Consider the following 18,628-nt stretch of genomic DNA (forward strand, 5'->3'; position numbering starts at 1 on the left):
CGATAGCTGAAACAGTCCACTGAATTTTTTAGGTTGGCCATAAAAGCAAAGACGTTGCTCAATATATCCCTATCCCTAGGGATGAGCTGAATTTTATTCGACTTATTTCCAACCTTAAAAGACCTCCTAGACTTTTTGAGATATGCGGGGGTGGGATCACAAAATCGATTTCTGCGAAATTACGATTTTTGTCCCACTCCCATTTTTTTAAGCCGATCTTGTGGTATAATAAATTCACGTTATTATTGTGAAAGGGGAGATTATTATAGACGATTCAAATAAAACAGTACGTTTGTTGGACAGGGGGCGTAGGAGTCTCCTGAGGGGTATTTTTAGCCGCACCACCGTTATTATTTTATTACTTATTCTGCAATTATATGTTATTGCAGCGACTTACGTTTGGTTTGCAGATTATCGTATCCATATCGAAGTTGTTGATGCTATTATTGCAATTGTTTCTGTACTTTATCTGGTTAACAGTCGGATGGACAGTACTGCTAAACTCACTTGGATGTTGGTGGTTATTCCCTTGCCGATTTTAGGAAGTCTCTTTTTACTCTATACTAAGATCGACTGGGGATTTACAAATATGAAGCGTCAAATCAAGAGCAACATCAACAAGACGATTCCCTATTTGCATCAAAATGAATCTGTATTAGCGGAGCTGAGGACATCTCACAGTACCGCCTACAACTTGGCGAATTATCTCAATTTTGCCGATAATCATTACCCCATTTATAAGAACAGTCTAGCCACCTACTTTCCATCAGGTGAAGCTAAGTTCGCTGAGCTGAAAAAGCAGCTGCGTCAGGCTAAGCATTATATTTTTATGGAATACTTCATTATTGATGAGGGCCTCATGTGGGGGGAAATTCTTTCTATTCTAGAAGAGAAGGTCACCGAAGGTGTAGAAGTACGGGTTATGTATGATGGAATGATTGAAATGACTACTTTGAGTTTCGATTACAGTAAACGCCTAGAAAAATTAGGTATCAAAGCCAAGTCTTTTGCCCCTTTGTCGCCATTTCTATCAACCTATTATAATTATCGGGATCATCGTAAGATTGTTGTGATTGACGGTGAAGTGGCCTTTACAGGCGGTGTTAATCTAGCGGATGAGTATATCAATGAAGTTGAGCGGTTTGGCCACTGGAAGGATACAGCGATTATGATTAGGGGTCAGGCTGTCGACACTTTCACAATCCTCTTTCTGCAGATGTGGGGAGCAATTGAAAAGACGACCGAAGTCAAGCAATACCTGGGGGATCACGAGCTTCACCTTCCAACAGATGGTTTTATTATGCCTTATGGTGATTCGCCTTTGGATGATGAGAAAGTAGGGGAGAATGTCTACATCGATATTCTCAACCAAGCGCGCGATTATGTGCATATTATGACTCCTTACTTGATTTTGGACAGTGAAATGGAGCATGCACTCAAGTTCGCAGCTGAGCGGGGGGTAGATGTCAAGATTATTATGCCAGGGATTCCTGATAAGGTTATTCCTTATTATCTAGCTAAGACTTATTACAAATCTCTCATGGATTCTGGTGTCAAAATCTTCGAATACGATCCTGGATTTGTTCATGCAAAAGTCTTTGTCGCTGATAATACAAGAGCAACAGTTGGCACTATCAATCTGGACTACCGCAGTCTTTACCACCATTTTGAATGCTCGGCTTATCTCTATCACTCGTCGGAAATTCCTAAGATTGAGCGTGATTTTCAAGATACCTTAAAACAGTGCCGTCAAGTGACTGTTGAGACTTTGAGTGACCTACCGTTTTCTGTCAAGGCCATTGGAGCTGTGGTCAAGACTATTGCCCCCTTGCTCTAAACTTTAGGCTGTGTTATAATAGGCATATGCGATGAGTCGATATGGTCTGAAGACCATGGACGCTAGGGAGGTCATTAACGCAAGGAGCGGACCTTGATAGTCTGTGTGAACCATTCTATCACGCTTGAAACAGTGCCCTTATCTCCTGCTTTTTAGCAGGGGATTTTTTTATGGATTCAAACTGACTTTTCTAGAGGGAAGAAGTCAGAGAATCCCTCTCTAAGCTCTTAGTTAGTAAGATTTTGCGTTTCCAATCATTGATGCTTTGTACGTATTCTTTAGTGACGATTTATCCAGCTTGAAGTAGATGAGCTGGGTTCTGACTAATCTATTTTGCCCCTTTTCATTCCTTTGGAAAAGGTGTATAATAAGAGGTACTATAAATTTTTAGAAAATTATGAACGTTGTTCATTCAGAAAGGTCTAAACTTATGGGATATACAGTAGCGATTGTCGGTGCTACAGGTGCCGTGGGAACACGTATGATTCAGCAGTTAGAAGCGTCTACCTTGCCAATCGATAAGGTACGCCTCTTGTCTTCCAGTCGATCAGCGGGCAAAGTTCTACAATATAAAGAACAGGATATTACGGTGGAATTGACGACAGAAGACTCCTTTGAAGGAGTTGATATCGCCCTATTTTCGGCTGGAGGTTCTGTATCGGCTAAGTTTGCCCCTTATGCTGTTAAGGCAGGAGCTGTAGTAGTGGACAATACCTCGTATTTCCGTCAAAACCCTGATGTTCCTTTAGTTGTTCCCGAGGTTAATGCCCATGCCTTGGAAGCTCACAATGGCATTGTTGCCTGCCCTAACTGCTCGACTATTCAGATGATGGTAGCTTTAGAGCCTGTCCGTCAGAAATGGGGGTTAGAACGTATTATTGTTTCCACTTACCAAGCCGTTTCAGGTGCAGGGCAATCGGCTATCAATGAGACAGAACGTGAATTACGTGAGGTTTTAAACGACGGTAGGAAGGCTAAGGACGTGGAGGCTCATATTCTGCCAGCTGGTGGTGACAAAAAGCACTATCCAATTGCCTTTAATGCCCTAGCGCAGATCGATGTATTTACCGAAAATGACTATACCTACGAAGAAATGAAGATGACCAATGAGACCAAGAAAATTATGGAAGATGATGCCATTGCAGTCTCTGCAACCTGTGTGCGCATTCCTGTTTTGATGGCTCACTCAGAGTCTGTTTATATTGAAACAAAAGAAGAAGCGCCGATCGAAGAGGTTAAAGCTGCCATTGCGGCTTTCCCTGGTGCTGTTCTTGAAGATGATGTAGCCAACCAAATTTACCCGCAGGCGGTCAATGCGGTAGGTTCACGCGATACCTTTGTCGGCCGTATTCGTAAAGACTTGGATGCTGAAAAAGGCATTCATATGTGGGTCGTTTCTGACAATCTTCTCAAGGGAGCTGCTTGGAATTCCGTGCAAATTGCAGAAAGCTTGCATGAACGCGGCTTGGTTCGTCCAACAAGAGATTTAAAATTTGAATTGAAGTAATTATTTGTCCAAGCCAGTCTCGCAATGGGACTGGTCTTTGGCTATAGGAGGGCAATCAGGTATGCTCAAGCGCTTGCTTGGTTATCTAGCTTTCTTAGCCTGGATATCCTTGTAGTAGAGATTTACAGTTACTACCATTGCCTAGGTAATTTTTTCTCAACCTCATTTTGTATTATCCTAGATTTAAGAGGAAAGGAATAGGAATGTTATGTCTATTGAACAATTAAGACAAGCAAAACTGATTACGGCTATGATTACGCCGTTTAATTCGGATGGCTCTATTAATTTTGATGCTTTGCCAGGTCTTGTAGAGCATCTTCTGGCCCATCATACTGAAGGGATCCTTTTAGCGGGTACAACAGCCGAAAGTCCAACCTTAACCCATGATGAGGAGTTGGAGCTCTTCAAGGCTGTTCAAGATATTGTTAAAGGGCGCGTGCCTTTGATTGCCGGTGTTGGTACGAATGATACCCGCGATTCTGTTGATTTTGCTAAAGAAGTCGCAGCTTTTGGAGGATTCGCGGCTGGTTTGGCGATTGTCCCTTACTATAATAAACCTTCACAAGAAGGAATGTATCAGCATTTCAAAGCTATTGCTGATGCTAGTGATTTACCCATTATCATCTATAATATTCCCGGCCGTGTTGTTGTCGAGATGGCGCCGGATACTATGCTTCGCCTAGCTGAGCATCCCAATATTATCGGAGTGAAAGAGTGTACGAGCCTTGATAATATGGCCTATCTCATTGAGCATAAACCTGATGATTTTTTGGTTTATACAGGTGAAGACGGTGAAGCCTTCCACGCTATGAATATTGGTGCTGATGGTGTCATATCTGTTGCCTCTCACACCAACGGAGATGAGATGTATGAGATGCTGCAGGCGATTGAACACAGCGCTATTGTAAAGGCAGCAAGTATCCAGCGTAAATTTATTCCTAAGGTCAATGCTCTCTTTTCAGTGCCGAGCCCAGCACCTGTTAAGGCTGTTCTCAATCACCTTGGTTTTGAGGTCGGTCCTTTGCGCCTGCCTTTAGTTGCTTGTACTCCAGATGAAGCTAAGCGAATTATCAAGGTTGTTTTAGAAGAGGACATTGAGGCAACGCGTCAGACCGTGACAGGTGTAGTGCGCCCAGATTACTAAAGTGGATATGGGGCAAAAAGCTTGACAAATAGGCTTAACACCCGCATAATGTAGTTAAGATTAAAAGGAAAAGAGGCGATTTAATGCAAATTACCAAACGCAGCGGTCAGGTTGTTGAATTTGATCCGGATAAAATCTATCAAGCCATGCTTAAGGCTGCTCAGTCTGTTTATGTTCTTGACGACAAGCTTCGTCAGGATTTAGCAGAAGTGACTAAGAAAGTTGTGATTGATTTGGAAGAAGCCCATGCTGACCGTCCGACTATCAGTATGGTACAGTCGCAAGTTGAAAATCGTCTCATGGATGCGGGTTATATCAATATTGCAGAACATTATATTTCCTATCGCTTACAGCGTGACCTAGAGCGAAACGGTTATGGCGATCAAATTGCTGTGCATCTGCGTTTTGAAAAGTTAAAATAAAATAGAAGAAGCCTAAGGAAGAATTGAAACTGCCTTAGGCTTTTTGATAGAGTTTGATTAGTTTTTCAATATTAGAAGCAAGGGTTTCGTCGTTGGCTAGATAGAGGTAGGGGAGAGGGGCTGATTCTATTTGGTTATTAGGATTAATAACAGGGATGTGGGCTTGTTTAAAAATAGGGAGTTTTGCACTTGGAAGAGCAATGCTAAGGAATTTAGGGCCTATCTGATAGCCCAGATCTTCTGGTAAGGCTTGGCAGAGTGATCGAGCATTTGCTAGGCGGGTATGGAAAAAATGCTTGAGACTATTGAGATTTTTTGCGAACATACCATTATCTAAGTAAAGTGATAAGGCTTTTTGCATAATTAAACTGGTATCATAGTCCATGAGTTTTTTATAAGCAAGAAAGCCAGGCATAAGAGCTTGAGGAAGAACAGACATCCCTAAGCGTAGAGCTGGAAAAAGTGTCGTGGAAAAGGATTTCAAGTAGATAACGCGCTCATGCGTATCATAGTAGTGTAGAGGCAAATCACCTGTTTTTGTAAAATCTCCCATATAATCATCCTCAATAATGTAGACATCATAACGCTGGGCCAATTCGACTAGTCGCTCTTTTTCTTGAGAATTGTAAGAAAGTCCCAGAGGGTTGGAGATGCGAGGAATGGTATAAAAAAATTTAATGGCTTGATGTTTAAAGAGCTCTTCCAATTTCTGAAGATCCAAACTGTTAAAATGCCTTTCAATAGTTTTATAATCCAAGCCTTGCTGTCTAACTAAAGTATTCATGCGGTGGTAAGTGGGCTGCTCTAGGAGAATGGTGGATTTCTTATTTGGGAAGGCCATTTGTGATAAGATATAGAGGGCTTGCTGAGTTCCTGAAGTAACAACCAGCTGATTGGTTTTAGTATAGATGTCGCGTTCAAAGAGATGCTGCTGCAAGGATTTTAGCAGTTCAGTCAGTCCTTGCTGCTGGTGGTAGTAGTTAAAAAGGTACGTTTCCCGTCCTACCAAGGTTTCTGACAGACAAGTTTTAAAGTCTTGGTAAGCACGATTATTGTAGTCTTCCAAACTAATAGTTATGGGAGGAGTGTCATCCTCTTGTCCCAATCCCTCTAGCACATAGTAGCCGCTCTTAGGAACAGCATAGATGAGCTTTTGGAATTTAAGTTCAAAAAGGGCCCGCTGGGCTGTATCTTTGCTGCAGTTAAATTCTTGACTGAGTTGACGGATTGATGGAAGTTTGTCTCCTTTTTTCAGGATTCCTTCCTCAATTCTCTGAAGAATAGTTTGGATAATCATTTCAAATTTGCTAGTCATAATCTGTCCCCGTACAGTTTTTCTATAATCTTATTGTAACGCAATTTATTTTGACGTACAATAGGAGCAGTTCAATTAAGTGAGTTTAGGTTAAATGTAGGGTGCAGAACCGCTAATACCGTTCTTTCTTGCTCAGAATTAGGAAAAGCAAGGAGAAACTTGTAGCTCAATGCTATTCTTGTAGAAGCAAGGCTCTATAATTAAGCAGAGATGTATCAGGTGTGCTCTTTCTTGGTATTTTGGTTGGCCTTTTATTGAAAGATGATCTATGACTCTGCGAGACTTGATAGCTGGACTATCTACTCAATTAAATCTAGTATCATGGGGCGAGATAGCAATGTGCTGTCCTTAGTCTAGCTCTAACTTTTCATGAGTGCAGAAGCTACTAGTGAGTATTATAAGAACTGGTGGAGGGAGCTTGCCTCCTGCTGCGATAGGTTTCATTGCTTTTCAACAACTGGGGCAACTTCATGGCTATCCAGTCAATCTCTTAAAAAAGTATTAAGCTACTAAAATGTTTAATGATTTTGAATAAATAAGTTGCTTCAAACGTAAATAGATTAATAGCCAAGAAAATTTATTTTTGTTTGTAACATAACTAAAGCAGCAGCTAAAGCTTTCAAATAGGGAAATAAAGAAAGAGATTATCGGAAAATGGCAGCTTCTCCTGCTCTTTTTTTAATCTTTTTAACAGGATTTTAAAATTACTGCCCTGCATTTTTTAGGAATATTCAGGTATAATAAGACTATTATTAGAATTAACTGAGGAAACAGATGACGACTATTCAATGGTTTCCTGGACACATGTCCAAGGCTCGACGGCAAGTTCAGGAGAATCTTAAATTTGTAGATTTTGTAACGATATTAGTGGATGCAAGGCTACCCCTATCCAGTCAAAATCCTATGCTCAATAAAATTGTCGGCGATAAGCCCAAACTTCTGGTTTTAAATAAAGTAGATTTAGCTGATCCTGCTATTATTAAAGAATGGCAGGAGTACTATGGCAAGCAGGGAATTCTGACCTTGTTGATTAATGCTAAGGAGCAGTCGACGGTTAAGAAGTTGACGGATGCTGCTAAACGATTGATGTCAGCAAAAATCGAACGCTTACAAAAACGTGGTATTAAAAGGGAAACCTTGCGTACTATGATTATTGGAATTCCTAATGTTGGTAAATCTACCTTGATGAACCGTCTAGCGGGGAAAAAGATTGCAGTTGTTGGGAATAAACCAGGTGTTACCAAGGGGCAGCAGTGGCTCAGGACCAATAAAGATTTAGAAATTCTCGATACACCTGGTATTCTTTGGCCTAAGTTTGAAGACCAGTTAGTTGGTTTAAAATTGGCTCTGACTGGGGCAATTAAGGATAATTTGTTGCCTATGGATGAGGTGACAATTTTTGGACTTAACTACTTTAAGACTTATTATCCTGAACGCTTGTTGGAGCATTTTAAGGGCATTGATTTGTCTGAAGATGAACCGGATATTATCATGGAGATGACGAAAAAACTAGGTTTTCGTGACGATTATGATCGCTTTTACAACTTTTTTGTCAAGGAGGTGCGTGATGGCAAATTAGGACGGTACACCTTAGATAGGGTTAGTGATAACAATGGCAACGATTAAGGAAATCAAGGCTGAACTGGCCACTGTTAATGATTTAAATGACGTTATTTTTACCGAGTTGGCTCACGATAAGCGTTCCGGTGTTCAGGCAGCTGTCCATAAGCATCGAAAAGCGTTGAAAGCGCAGATTCAGGAAGCGGAGCGCTTGGAGCAGATGCTGACTTATGAACGTGCTCTTTATGCTAAGGGAATAGAGCTTATTGCTGGTATTGACGAGGTTGGCCGTGGGCCCTTGGCTGGGCCTGTTGTAGCTGCGGCGGTTATTTTGCCCCCTAACTGTAAAATCACGGGTCTTAATGACAGTAAGAAAATCCCCAAGTCCCAACATGAAATACTTTACAGGCAGGTAGTAAAGCAGGCTTTAGCTGTTGGTATTGGACTACAAAATAATGAAGTCATTGACCGTATTAACATTTATGAAGCTACGAAGTTGGCTATGGCGGATGCCGTTACTGAACTTGGGCTTCAGCCTCAACACCTGCTGATTGATGCTATGACATTGGATACTGGGATTGAACAGACTGCTATTATCAAGGGTGACGCCAACAGTCTCTCGATCGCGGCAGCCTCCATTGTTGCTAAGGTAACACGTGATCGCCTAATGGCGAATTATGATAAGCAATTTCCTGGTTATGGTTTTGCCAAGAATGCGGGTTATGGGACCAAAGGGCATCTGGCTGGTTTGGATAAGCTGGGGGTTACTTCGATTCACCGCAGGACTTTTGAACCTATTAAATCGCTTGTGTCCCGTCATTAAATCGCAATTGAAGATAGTAGAGGAGATTAGGTTATGGATATTACCACTTTTCGCAACCGACTCAACCAGACATCACTGGTGGAGGCAGGTTCGGACTTAGGACAGGAATTTCACAACTTCAGCCAAAGAGCACTAAAAATTACTAGTCAAATAAATGGTAGCTACCACACGCCTGCAGAAATTATCGACTTACTGCGTGAACTTTCTGGGCGTCCTATACCAGATAGCCTGCGAATTTTTCCGCCTTTTTCTACAGATTGTGGTATCAATACACAATTTGGCGAAGATGTTTTTATCAATTCTGGTTGTTGTTTTCAGGATCAAGGTGGGATTACCATTGGAGATCATTGTCTCATCGGTCACAATGTAGTATTGGCGACACTTAATCACGATCAAAATCCTAGGCACCGTGGTAATCTGCATCTAGCTCCTATCACTCTTGGCAAGAATGTCTGGGTAGGTGCTAATGTGACAATTACACAAGGTGTGAATATTGGCGATGGCGCTATTATCGCAGCAGGAGCCGTAGTGAATCGTGATGTTCCGGCCAACACAATTGTCGGGGGTATTCCGGCGCGCATTATCAAGGAAGTCGACCTGAAAAACTAATTCGGTATCAGTTTCAAACTGGTAGAATCAGAAGTGCAATTGAACACGCCTACGTTCCTGTGGAGTTCAGCAGTCTGGGGAGAAACTGCTGAAGCTTGTTGCCTAAAAACTAAAAAGCAACAATAGATGAGGCAGAAATTTTGATTTCTTCGTCAAGCTCGCTAAATTCCTTTGGAACGCTTAACGGCTTTGCAACACGACATTTGGTTAGTCGATTTTACTAACCAAACGAAATTAGTGGGAGAGGTAGCCAATTCACTATAGTGATTGGTCGTTGTTATCAAGTGCGAAGTGCTTAGATAACAAACCTCTGCCGTATCTTAATTAACTGAACACGAAGCTAATCTCTTCGGAAAAAAGATCGGCTTCCTTGTGTCCAAGGACACGGCGTCTGTCGCCTATTTTTCGGTCAGAGATTTTCGCTAAGCGAACCGCTTCTTTGTATCTTAATAATTAAACCACGGGCTGCGGCTTGTGCAAAAAGATAGTTTCTTCTTAGGCGCAAGTGTCTTCGTTGAATCTTTTATTTTTGCTTGATCCGCGATCTTAACATAGTAAAAGGAAGAAATATGGTAACAGAACGCGAAAAAATGTTAGCGGGGCGTCTCTATGATGCGGCCGATCCTGAATTGGCAGATTTGAGACAACAGGCTCGGGTTATCACTCGCATGTTTAACGCTGAGGAAGATGAGGAGCAGGCACAGGCTCTGATTAAGACTTTCTTTGGCAAGACCGGTCAGAATATCACTATTGCCCCTAACTTTAGCTGTGATTATGGTGGCAATATCTATGTTGGTGAAAATTTTTATGCGAAGCCTAACTGTACCTTCCTTGATGTCTGCGAAATTCACATTGGGGATAATGCCCAATTTGGTTCCAATTGCCAGCTTTTAACTGCCTTTCATCCTTTGAATAGCGAAGAAGGAATTGTCGGGAAGGAGCACGGGAAGCCTATCACTATTGGGGACAATGTCCGGTGTGGTGAAGGTGTGATGGTTCTGCCTGGAGTTACGCTGGGCAATAATGTTATCGTGGGTGATGGTTCTGTTGTGACACAATCATTTGGAGATAATGTTGCTATTGCTGGCAATCCAGCTCAAATTATCAAGCATCTGACAGCTCACAGTTACCTTACGATTGATATTGGCGGTAGTTTTATCAAGTATGGCTTGATCGATGATCGTTTAGAGATGGCTGAGCTGGGCAAAGTTCCTACCCCTGCGACGTTAGAAGATTTTTGGCAAACCTTGATAGATTTAGTAGGGCAATACCGTGATGGAATCAGGGGGATTGCGATTGCATGTCCGGGTGAGATTAGCAAGCATGGTCGAATTTATCGCGGTGGCCTAATTCCTTATTTGAAAAATTTCCCTCTGGGAAAACGTTTGTCTGAGCAGTTTTCCTTACCGGTTTCTGTGCTCAATGATGGTTCTGCAGCTGCCTTGGCAGAAACCACCGAAGGTATTTTAAAAGATAGCAATTGTGGGGCTACGCTTGTTTTAGGAACGGGGGTTGGTTTAGGAATTGTGGCTAATAACCAATTGGTCGGTTTTCCGTCGCGTGATTTACGGACAGATGCTAAAAACAGGACCAGTGAAACTTCTGTCTGGCGACAGATTGGACAAAATTTGGAGCTTAATCGCATCGGGATTGAGACTCTCTTTGCTAATTCAGGATCAGCAGTTAAATTTGTCAATGAAGCCAGTCGGCTGTTAGGTTTGGAAGAAGCAAATGGTCTGCAAGTCTTTTATGCTTTAGAAGAAGGCGGGCATGATGATCTAGAGCAACTATTTGAAAATTACTGTCGTGATATCGCCTATTTGATTTTGAACCTACAAACTTTTGTGAAGATTGAAAAATTAGCTATCGGTGGTGGTATTAGCGCGCAGCCCTTGTTGATACAAGAGATCAATCGGCAGTACAGAAAATTATTCAATAGTGTTCTGGCTTTCAAGCATTTTGATATGCTGGATATTAAGGCATCAGCTAATTATAATAGGGCCAATCTTATTGGTGCTTATATCAATTTCAAAGTAAAGCAGGTAGAAGGTATGGGAAAGGCTAGCTAATAGTCTACAACCATGTGAGGTGCAGCGGCCTGTAGTCATATGAAAATGGGTTTAAGTGACTATTTTGAGAGTTGCTTAAGCCCTTTTATGTTGCTGCTTGTTTAGTTATTATTTATTGCCCCCATCCATTACTTGAACCGCGAGAGTAAGGAAGCCTAGCTTGTATCACTGAAGTAGGATCCCAAAAGGTATAGAAGTCCTTTTGAGTTGGAAATAAGATCAGCAGACTGACATCACAAGTCCAAGAATGTACCATGAGATTTTCAAAGAGTATTACAGAAAGGGAGAAAGACGATTTGCTCTGCTTTTTCGTACTAATAAGTAGGGGGTGAATGACATGAATAATTTTGAACTCTTTAAACTCAAACAAGCTGGTCTAACTAATCTGCAGGTTAATTATGTTTTAGATTACCAAAATCAGGTAGGCAAGTCCCTCTCCCTGCGTGATATAGCAGTTGTTTCTAAATGCCAAAATCCTATTTTGTTTATGGAAAACTATAAACGTTTGGATCTAAAATGCTTACGCCAAACCTTTAAACAATTTCCCTCCCTCTCTATTTTAGATAAGGAATACCCTATGGACTTAGCCGAAATCTATAATCCACCTGTTCTCTTGTTTTATCAAGGGAATCTGAGCTTACTTTCTGAAAATAAGCTATCTGTAGTCGGCTCAAGAAATTGCTCTCAGATGGGGGTCTCGGCTGTTCAAAAAATTATTAAGGAGCTAGGCAATCATTTTGTTATTGTCAGTGGATTAGCTAGAGGTATTGATACAGCTGCTCATTTAGCCAGCTTAAAAAATGGTGGTAAGACTATAGCAGTGGTGGGGTCAGGCCTAGACCTTCCTTACCCAAAAGAAAATCGTGAGTTGCAGGATTATCTAGCCAAATACCATCTTATTATCAGTGAGTATGAGCCGGGGCAGCCACCGCTCAAATATCACTTTCCCGAGCGCAATCGCATCATTGCTGGTCTGTCACGAGGGACTTTGGTCGTTGAGGCCAAGCAGCGTTCAGGCAGCCTGATTACCTGTGAGCGTGCCATGGAAGAAGGGCGTGATGTTTATGCTGTTCCGGGTAATATTATCGATGGCCGATCTGATGGTTGCCATCGCCTTATTCAAGAAGGAGGAAAATGCGTCATGACAGGCTTAGACATCTTATCCGAATATGGTAGAGGTTAAGTCGCATTTAACAGACTCAAAGACAATCTCAACAGATAGATGTAGAAGAACACCAAGAATGTTTGAACTTGGTGTTTTTGATTTTGAAGTGCTGATCGCTTGTTATACAGGGGTTTAGAAATATTTTATGTGATTTAGAAAATGGCTTTTTCCTATAGAAAAACTTTTTTTATTGACAGCCCTAAAAAAGTAAGTTATCATGCTAGGAGTTTGAATAAAGAAACAGGGAGAGTGATGACGATGGCAGTAGCTACAGTATCTAAACCAGCAAAGAAACCAGCTGCTAAAAAGCCAGCTAGTAAAAAGAAACGGGCAGCACCGAAGAAAAATTTGGTCATTGTGGAGTCACCAGCCAAGGCCAAGACCATTGAAAAGTATTTAGGGCGCAATTATAAAGTTGTAGCGTCAGTCGGACATATCAGAGATTTAAAAAAATCTTCTATGTCCATTGATTTTGATAACAACTATGAACCGCAATATATCAATATTCGTGGTAAGGGCCCCTTAATCAATGACCTAAAAAAAGAAGCCAAAAAAGCGAAGCAAGTCTTCTTGGCAAGTGACCCGGATCGAGAGGGAGAAGCGATTTCATGGCACTTGTCACATATCCTTGATCTGGACAAAAATGATAAGAATCGCGTTGTTTTCAATGAGATCACGAAGGATGCTGTCAAGAATGCTTTCGTTGAACCGCGGACAATTGATATGGACCTCGTTGATGCCCAGCAGGCTAGGCGGGTCCTTGATCGGATTGTGGGTTACTCTATTTCTCCGCTTCTGTGGAAAAAGGTCAAAAAAGGCTTGTCGGCAGGGCGAGTACAATCAGTAGCCCTCAAGCTGATTATTGATCGTGAAAATGAAATCAAGGCTTTTAAGCCAGAAGAATATTGGACTATTGACGGTGCCTTCAAGAAGGGAAACAAGAAATTTCAAGCTAGTTTCTACGGAATTAATGGTAAGAAAACCAAACTGAGCACTCAAGATGATGTGCAGGCGGTTTTAGCTAAACTAACGAGCGATGATTTCCATGTAGATAAAGTTGAAAAGAAGGAGCGTCGTCGCAATGCTCCCCTGCCTTATACAACATCGTCCTTGCAGCAGGATGCTGCTAATAAAATTAATTTTCGTACGCGTAAAACCATGATGATCGCCCAACAGCTTTACGAGGGAATCAGTCTAGGCCGCGGTGGGCAACAAGGCTTGATTACCTACATGCGTACAGACTCGACGCGTATCAGTCCGCTTGCTCAAAATGACGCCGCTGGTTTTATTACTGAGCACTTTGGCGAGAAATATTCCAAACATGGTAGCCGAGTACGTAATGCTTCGGGAGCACAAGACGCCCATGAAGCTATTCGTCCATCCAGTGTTTTCCATACACCAGAATCCATTGCCAAGTATCTAAATAAAGATCAGCTAAAACTTTACACCTTGATTTGGAATCGCTTTGTCGCCAGTCAAATGACAGCAGCTGTTTTTGATACTATGAAGGTAACCTTGGGGCAAAATGGGGTCACTTTCACAGCTAATGGCAGTCAGGTGAAATTTGACGGGTATCTAGCCGTGTATAATGATTCCGATAAAAATAAAATGCTACCGGAGATGGCAGAAGGTGATCAGGTCAAAAAGATTTCTACCGCTCCGGAACAGCATTTTACTCAGCCCCCCGCCCGCTACTCGGAAGCGACTCTGATCAAGACTCTGGAGGAAAATGGTGTCGGTCGCCCATCTACCTATGCTCCAACTCTAGAAACCATTCAGAAGCGCTACTATGTACGCCTATCTGCTAAGCGTTTTGAACCAACAGAGCTGGGAGAAATCGTCAATAACCTTATTGTTGAATTTTTCCCCGATATTGTTGATGTTGCCTTTACTGCTGAAATGGAAGATAAACTGGATGGGGTCGAAGTCGGCAAACAAAAATGGCAAACTGTTATTGACGACTTTTACAAGCCATTTGAAAAAGAGTTAGAAAAAGCGGAAGATGGCATTGAAAAAATTCAAATCAAGGATGAACCCGCCGGCTTTGACTGCGATATCTGCGGTCATCCCATGGTAATTAAATTAGGACGTTATGGTAAGTTCTACGCCTGCAGTAATTTCCCAGATTGCCACAATACTAAGGCCATTACCAAGGAAATCGGTGTAACCTGTCCGACCTGTGGTCAGGGACAAGTCATAGAGCGCAAAACCAAACGCAACCGTATCTTTTATGGCTGTGATCGCTATCCAGACTGTGACTTCACATCTTGGAATCTGCCGGTTGGCCGCAACTGTCCTAAATGTGATCACTACCTTGTAGAGAAAAAGGTCCGTGGCGGCGGTAAGCAGGTAGTCTGCAGCAACGACAATTGTGATTATCAAGAGGAAAAGGTGAAATAAGGAAAGCTTCTTGCCTCTCTAGCTTTAAAACTTAACCAGCTGGCGGAAAAGACCAAAATCTTATCTCCTAGCTACCAACTTGGTTGATGAGTCTTTTGAAATCCAACCTTGTAGCACACCGTTATCGCCATATAAGTTTCAAGAATGAGGGTACCGTCACAGATCATCTAGAAAGTGTCACTTTGCAAGCGCCAACTAAGTTGTCCTATGGTTTTGTTCTAATATCATACTATCCCAGCCTCTTTTTGCTGCAAGAATGCTAAGAAGATAACTTTGCAAATGACTTAAAAGATGCTAAAATATAACAGTATTTAGTTAAGTTAGTCGAATTGTAGAGTGAGATGCGATTCATAATATCTCAAAGAAAAGGAGACCGCGATGAATAATAGAGAAGAGTGGGTAAATCAATTTGAAGCTTTGACTGGCCGTAAGCCAACAGCAGCTGAGTATGTACAGGCAAAAGAAACGAATTTTGATTTAAGCCAGATTGCCGCTATTGCAGGGCTTGTTAATCCAAGCCAAACATCGGAAACTGGGCAGGTCCCAGGGGCTTTAGGAAGCCAAGAAGCTGTGGAAAATGTTGCAGAAAGCTCTCCTCAGTCGGTTCAAAGCGCTATTCCTCAGTCCGCGCAAGCAGATCAAGAAGATGTTAAGACCCTTCAAGGAAAATGGGTCAGCCAATTTGAGGCACTGACTGGTCGCAAACCAACCCCCGATGAGTATATGCAGGCCAAGGAAACAAATTTTGATTTGGCTCAGGTGACAGCTATTGCGGGGCTTGCTAATCCAAGTCAAACACCAGAAGCTGGGCAGGCGATTCAGCCGAATATGACTCAGCAACAAATTCCATTTACTGGATCGGGGCAAATGCCCCAGCAGCCACAAGTTCAAAACTTTCAACACCCTGCTTTCCAACCAGCAAATATGCAGATGCCCGGTCAAGTTCCTACAAAACCAACAGGCTCTGGCATGGTCTTGAATCTTATTCTACCAATTGTATCCTTGGTATTGTCAGTTATTTTTGCTGGTTTGTCGTTCACAGGAGCTGCTCCTGTTTTCCTTGGTCTTGCCTTTTTAGGATTGATTTTTGCCATTGTCTTGTTGGTCATTAATCTAAAAAGTCAGAAAAAGCTCTTGTCCATCATTGCTGCTGGTGTTGCTGCTTTTGCTGTCCTTATCAGTATTGGTGGTGTTATCGTCAATATTAGCCGTCATTCGTCAGAAAGCACTCCAGCCTCAACAGAGCAAGGTGAAAAATCTGGGGCTAAGGTTGAAGATGACAGTGATGATGCCGATGATTATGTTGATAAAAATTATAAATTCGAGTGGAAAAAGGATGAAGTCGAAGATATCAAAGTCGACGATGATACGGTTGCCGATGTTGTAAGCGAATATGGAAAAGCTTCCGCCGCTAAGATTTCGGATAAATCCTTGGTACTTCGTTATGAAGATTCTTCTGATGAAGATAGTAAGCAGTCTGTTGCCATCTCGTTTGTAAAGGAACACGATGGCACTTGGGTTGTGCGGTATGTTGATGCTAGTCTTGAAGCAAATGATATCGATGTGAGTGGTGATAGCTACAAGTCGGACTGGACTAAATCCGATTTTGATGCCTTAAAAGAGGGGGATTATAGTACTGGCGAGGGTGGTACATCGTGGTCAGAAATTAAAGGCAAGCACGATAAGCCATCAGAAGCTTATTATACTTTCTCAAATTATGGTGATGGTGATACCAATAAAGGTTTGACAGTCTACTATATCGATTTTGATACTGATGATTCTCATGCAGATTATGTAAGTCTCGATTTTGTACTCCAAGATGATGGTAAGACTTATAAAATGAATAGTAAATATGGTTCGGGAGCTGGTATTAGCAATGACTAGACTATAAATAGCATCTTGAGTGTATAGAAGATAAAGTGCACAGAAGGCTTTGGCCTTCTTTTTTGTTCCTATTGCTGTACGAACTATTTGTTTGACGGATGATTATTAGTTAACTGCTTTTAGCCTTCCAACCTCTCTCCTTGTTCATTATGCTAGTCAATTACTGATTTTTCTGCTAGACTAAATTTATGATGCTTGAACCAAGAAATAATTCTAAACTGACGAACCATCAAAACGAACGTTGCCATCAGTTCCAGACTGAGAAGGCCAAGGAGTCCAGTCTTCTATTTATAGGGGATTCTATCGTTGAATTTTTCCCTTTGAAAAAATATCTAGGCTACCACCTCAATCTTGTTAACCACGGCATTGCTGGTATTTCAGCCCATTGGCTGGCAAATCATGTCCCAGAAGTCTTGGGTAATCAACGGCCCGATAAAATTTTTTTGCTGGTTGGTACCAATGATATCGGTATGGGCTACGATGTCGCTGTTATTGCTGAAAAAATCGAAGAATTGATTCACAATTTACAGATGGAAGTTGTTGGCTGTCCTACCTCGATTTTATCTGTTCTGCCAGTTAATGAAGCGGAGAACTATCAAACCAAGGTTAAAATTCGACGAAACCAGACTATTCAAACGCTGAATAAGCACTTACAAGGCTTACCAGCCGTTGAGTTTATTGATCTTTATAAGACTTTGCTGGATGAGCAAGGTCAGTTAGCAGAACCTTATACCCAAGAAGGTCTACATTTAACTCAAAAAGGATATCAGGTTCTAGCTCAAGCCTTGAAGCCTTATATTTAAAGTGGGCAGGCCAGTTTTAGATCCGACTTAAAAGCGATAATCTGAGAAAAGATTGCTAGACTCATGCTTTTTTCTGCTTGGATGACTATGATTCTGTAGCTGGGCCTTTGCTTTTTTGTGCTGGTCAGTCATGAACAGGCTTTTTAAAAAATTTGCTATAATGAAAGAAAGATTAAAGAGGAGGGTAAAGATAAGATGCGAGTGGGACTGGTTTTAGAAGGCGGGGGTATGAGAGGGCTCTATACAGCAGGGGTTCTGGATGCTTTTTTGGATGAGGAGATTCGGGTCGACGGTGTTGTTGCTGTCTCAGCTGGTGCTTTATTCGGTGTTAATCTTCTATCCAAGCAGCGTGGACGCGGTTTGCGTTATAACAAAAAATATATCGGACGTAAGGACTACATGAGTATCTGGTCTTGGCTGCGAACGGGAAATTTTGTCAACAAGGATTTTGCCTACTATAAGGTTCCTCTAGAGTTAGATGTTTTTGACCAAGAGGCCTTTGAAGCATCCGGAGCAGACTTTTATGCGGTAGCAACAAACATCGAAACCGGGAAACCAGCCTACCTCAAGGTATCGGATGTTTTCCATGAAATGGAAATCTTACGAGCCAGCTCGGCTCTGCCTCTGGCTTCTAAAATAGTGGATTGGCAGGGAGAAAAGTACTTAGATGGCGGTCTGTCGGATTCTATACCAGTTGATTTTGCCCGAGGACTGGGGTTTGATAAATTGATTGTTGTTTTGACGCGGCCGCTTAATTATCGCAAGAAACCATCGAGCGGTCGTATTTATAAGCTTTTTTACCGTTCTTATCCAGAACTTATCAAGGCAGCCAGTCAGCGCTGGAAAAATTACAACAGAGCTGTCGAACATGTCCTAGATCTAGAAGCATCAGGGGAGCTTTATGTTCTGCGGCCTGAACAGGACTTAGATATTGGACGTTTGGAGACAGATCCCGATAAATTTGAGACAATTTACCAGCTGGGATTGACCGATACTAGGGCATCCATGTCTGGTCTTAAAAGTTACTTAGACTTAGCTTAGGCCAGTTTATCTTTAGAGTGCTGTTTGCTGGACAAGTTGCTTCGCCTAT

General features: G+C 41.9%; 14 protein-coding genes. 13 read left to right on the plus strand and 1 reads right to left on the minus strand.

The genetic code is table 11. From position 1 onward, the window contains the following. Nucleotides 1–319 precede the first annotated feature (319 nt). From cls to ACVR1G_RS05960, 4 genes are all read left to right on the plus strand, one after another. Nucleotides 320–1,837 (plus strand): cardiolipin synthase, encoded by a 1,518-nt coding sequence (gene cls, locus ACVR1G_RS05945; RefSeq protein ID WP_447452344.1) that lies wholly within the window; start codon nucleotides 320–322, stop codon nucleotides 1,835–1,837. Between the two features lie 430 nt (nucleotides 1,838–2,267). Next, entirely contained in the window at nucleotides 2,268–3,344 is a 1,077-nt protein-coding gene (locus tag ACVR1G_RS05950) for an aspartate-semialdehyde dehydrogenase (RefSeq protein WP_447452274.1), read from the plus strand. Between the two features lie 208 nt (nucleotides 3,345–3,552). Next, complete coding sequence (dapA, locus tag ACVR1G_RS05955) at nucleotides 3,553–4,488, plus strand: 4-hydroxy-tetrahydrodipicolinate synthase (RefSeq protein ID WP_447452275.1); 936 nt, start codon at nucleotides 3,553–3,555, stop codon at nucleotides 4,486–4,488. Between the two features lie 83 nt (nucleotides 4,489–4,571). Further along, nucleotides 4,572–4,910 carry an ATP cone domain-containing protein gene (locus tag ACVR1G_RS05960; RefSeq protein WP_447452276.1) on the plus strand — a complete coding sequence of 113 codons (339 nt, stop codon included), beginning with the start codon at nucleotides 4,572–4,574 and terminating at the stop codon, nucleotides 4,908–4,910. Between the two features lie 34 nt (nucleotides 4,911–4,944). On the opposite strand, the gene ACVR1G_RS05965 is transcribed toward ACVR1G_RS05960, so the two are convergent. Beyond that, on the minus strand, nucleotides 4,945–6,225 hold the full coding sequence (locus ACVR1G_RS05965; protein WP_447452277.1) for an aminotransferase-like domain-containing protein: 1,281 nt from the start codon (nucleotides 6,223–6,225) through the stop codon (nucleotides 4,945–4,947). Nucleotides 6,226–6,999: 774 nt separating this feature from the next. On the opposite strand from ACVR1G_RS05965, the gene ylqF reads away from it, so the two are divergent. From ylqF to ACVR1G_RS06010, 9 genes are all read left to right on the plus strand, one after another. Then, entirely contained in the window at nucleotides 7,000–7,851 is an 852-nt protein-coding gene (gene ylqF, locus ACVR1G_RS05970) for a ribosome biogenesis GTPase YlqF (RefSeq protein ID WP_447452278.1), read from the plus strand. Next, nucleotides 7,838–8,608 (plus strand): ribonuclease HII, encoded by a 771-nt coding sequence (rnhB, locus tag ACVR1G_RS05975; RefSeq protein ID WP_447452279.1) that lies wholly within the window; start codon nucleotides 7,838–7,840, stop codon nucleotides 8,606–8,608. The genes ylqF and rnhB overlap by 14 nt, the downstream gene beginning before the upstream one ends. Nucleotides 8,609–8,641: 33 nt before the next feature. Next, nucleotides 8,642–9,217: a DapH/DapD/GlmU-related protein gene (locus tag ACVR1G_RS05980; RefSeq protein ID WP_447452280.1), complete on the plus strand. Its 576-nt coding sequence runs from the start codon at nucleotides 8,642–8,644 to the stop codon at nucleotides 9,215–9,217. A 569-nt stretch (nucleotides 9,218–9,786) separates the two neighbouring features. Next, nucleotides 9,787–11,286: an ROK family protein gene (locus ACVR1G_RS05985; protein ID WP_447452281.1), complete on the plus strand. Its 1,500-nt coding sequence runs from the start codon at nucleotides 9,787–9,789 to the stop codon at nucleotides 11,284–11,286. A 337-nt stretch (nucleotides 11,287–11,623) separates the two neighbouring features. After that, on the plus strand, nucleotides 11,624–12,469 hold the full coding sequence (gene dprA, locus ACVR1G_RS05990; protein WP_447452282.1) for a DNA-processing protein DprA: 846 nt from the start codon (nucleotides 11,624–11,626) through the stop codon (nucleotides 12,467–12,469). A gap of 240 nt (nucleotides 12,470–12,709) precedes the next feature. Next, the gene (gene topA / locus ACVR1G_RS05995) at nucleotides 12,710–14,851 is read left to right on the plus strand and encodes a type I DNA topoisomerase (protein WP_447452283.1); all 2,142 of its coding nucleotides are present in this window, start codon (nucleotides 12,710–12,712) and stop codon (nucleotides 14,849–14,851) included. 378 nt (nucleotides 14,852–15,229) lie between these two features. Then, on the plus strand, nucleotides 15,230–16,735 hold the full coding sequence (locus tag ACVR1G_RS06000; RefSeq protein ID WP_447452284.1) for a hypothetical protein: 1,506 nt from the start codon (nucleotides 15,230–15,232) through the stop codon (nucleotides 16,733–16,735). 188 nt (nucleotides 16,736–16,923) lie between these two features. Next, a complete protein-coding gene (locus ACVR1G_RS06005) occupies nucleotides 16,924–17,538 on the plus strand; it encodes an SGNH/GDSL hydrolase family protein (protein ID WP_447452285.1) in 615 nt (204 codons plus the stop codon). 195 nt (nucleotides 17,539–17,733) lie between these two features. Next, the gene (locus tag ACVR1G_RS06010) at nucleotides 17,734–18,579 is read left to right on the plus strand and encodes a patatin-like phospholipase family protein (protein WP_447452286.1); all 846 of its coding nucleotides are present in this window, start codon (nucleotides 17,734–17,736) and stop codon (nucleotides 18,577–18,579) included. The last annotated feature ends 49 nt before the right edge of the window (nucleotides 18,580–18,628 follow it).

This window comes from Streptococcus dentasini (assembly GCF_053206945.1).

Excerpts from the sequence above, each read along its gene's own strand:
- ACVR1G_RS05950 (WP_447452274.1), top strand. The coding sequence starts at position 2,268 with ATGGGATATACAGTAGCGATTGTCGGTGCTACAGGTGCCGTGGGAACA.
- dapA (WP_447452275.1), top strand. The coding sequence starts at position 3,553 with ATGTCTATTGAACAATTAAGACAAGCAAAACTGATTACGGCTATGATT.
- ACVR1G_RS05960 (WP_447452276.1), top strand. The coding sequence starts at position 4,572 with ATGCAAATTACCAAACGCAGCGGTCAGGTTGTTGAATTTGATCCGGAT.
- ACVR1G_RS05965 (WP_447452277.1), bottom strand. The coding sequence starts at position 6,225 with ATGACTAGCAAATTTGAAATGATTATCCAAACTATTCTTCAGAGAATT.
- ylqF (WP_447452278.1), top strand. The coding sequence starts at position 7,000 with ATGACGACTATTCAATGGTTTCCTGGACACATGTCCAAGGCTCGACGG.
- rnhB (WP_447452279.1), top strand. The coding sequence starts at position 7,838 with ATGGCAACGATTAAGGAAATCAAGGCTGAACTGGCCACTGTTAATGAT.
- ACVR1G_RS05980 (WP_447452280.1), top strand. The coding sequence starts at position 8,642 with ATGGATATTACCACTTTTCGCAACCGACTCAACCAGACATCACTGGTG.
- ACVR1G_RS05985 (WP_447452281.1), top strand. The coding sequence starts at position 9,787 with ATGGTAACAGAACGCGAAAAAATGTTAGCGGGGCGTCTCTATGATGCG.
- dprA (WP_447452282.1), top strand. The coding sequence starts at position 11,624 with ATGAATAATTTTGAACTCTTTAAACTCAAACAAGCTGGTCTAACTAAT.
- topA (WP_447452283.1), top strand. The coding sequence starts at position 12,710 with ATGGCAGTAGCTACAGTATCTAAACCAGCAAAGAAACCAGCTGCTAAA.
- ACVR1G_RS06000 (WP_447452284.1), top strand. The coding sequence starts at position 15,230 with ATGAATAATAGAGAAGAGTGGGTAAATCAATTTGAAGCTTTGACTGGC.
- ACVR1G_RS06005 (WP_447452285.1), top strand. The coding sequence starts at position 16,924 with ATGATGCTTGAACCAAGAAATAATTCTAAACTGACGAACCATCAAAAC.
- ACVR1G_RS06010 (WP_447452286.1), top strand. The coding sequence starts at position 17,734 with ATGCGAGTGGGACTGGTTTTAGAAGGCGGGGGTATGAGAGGGCTCTAT.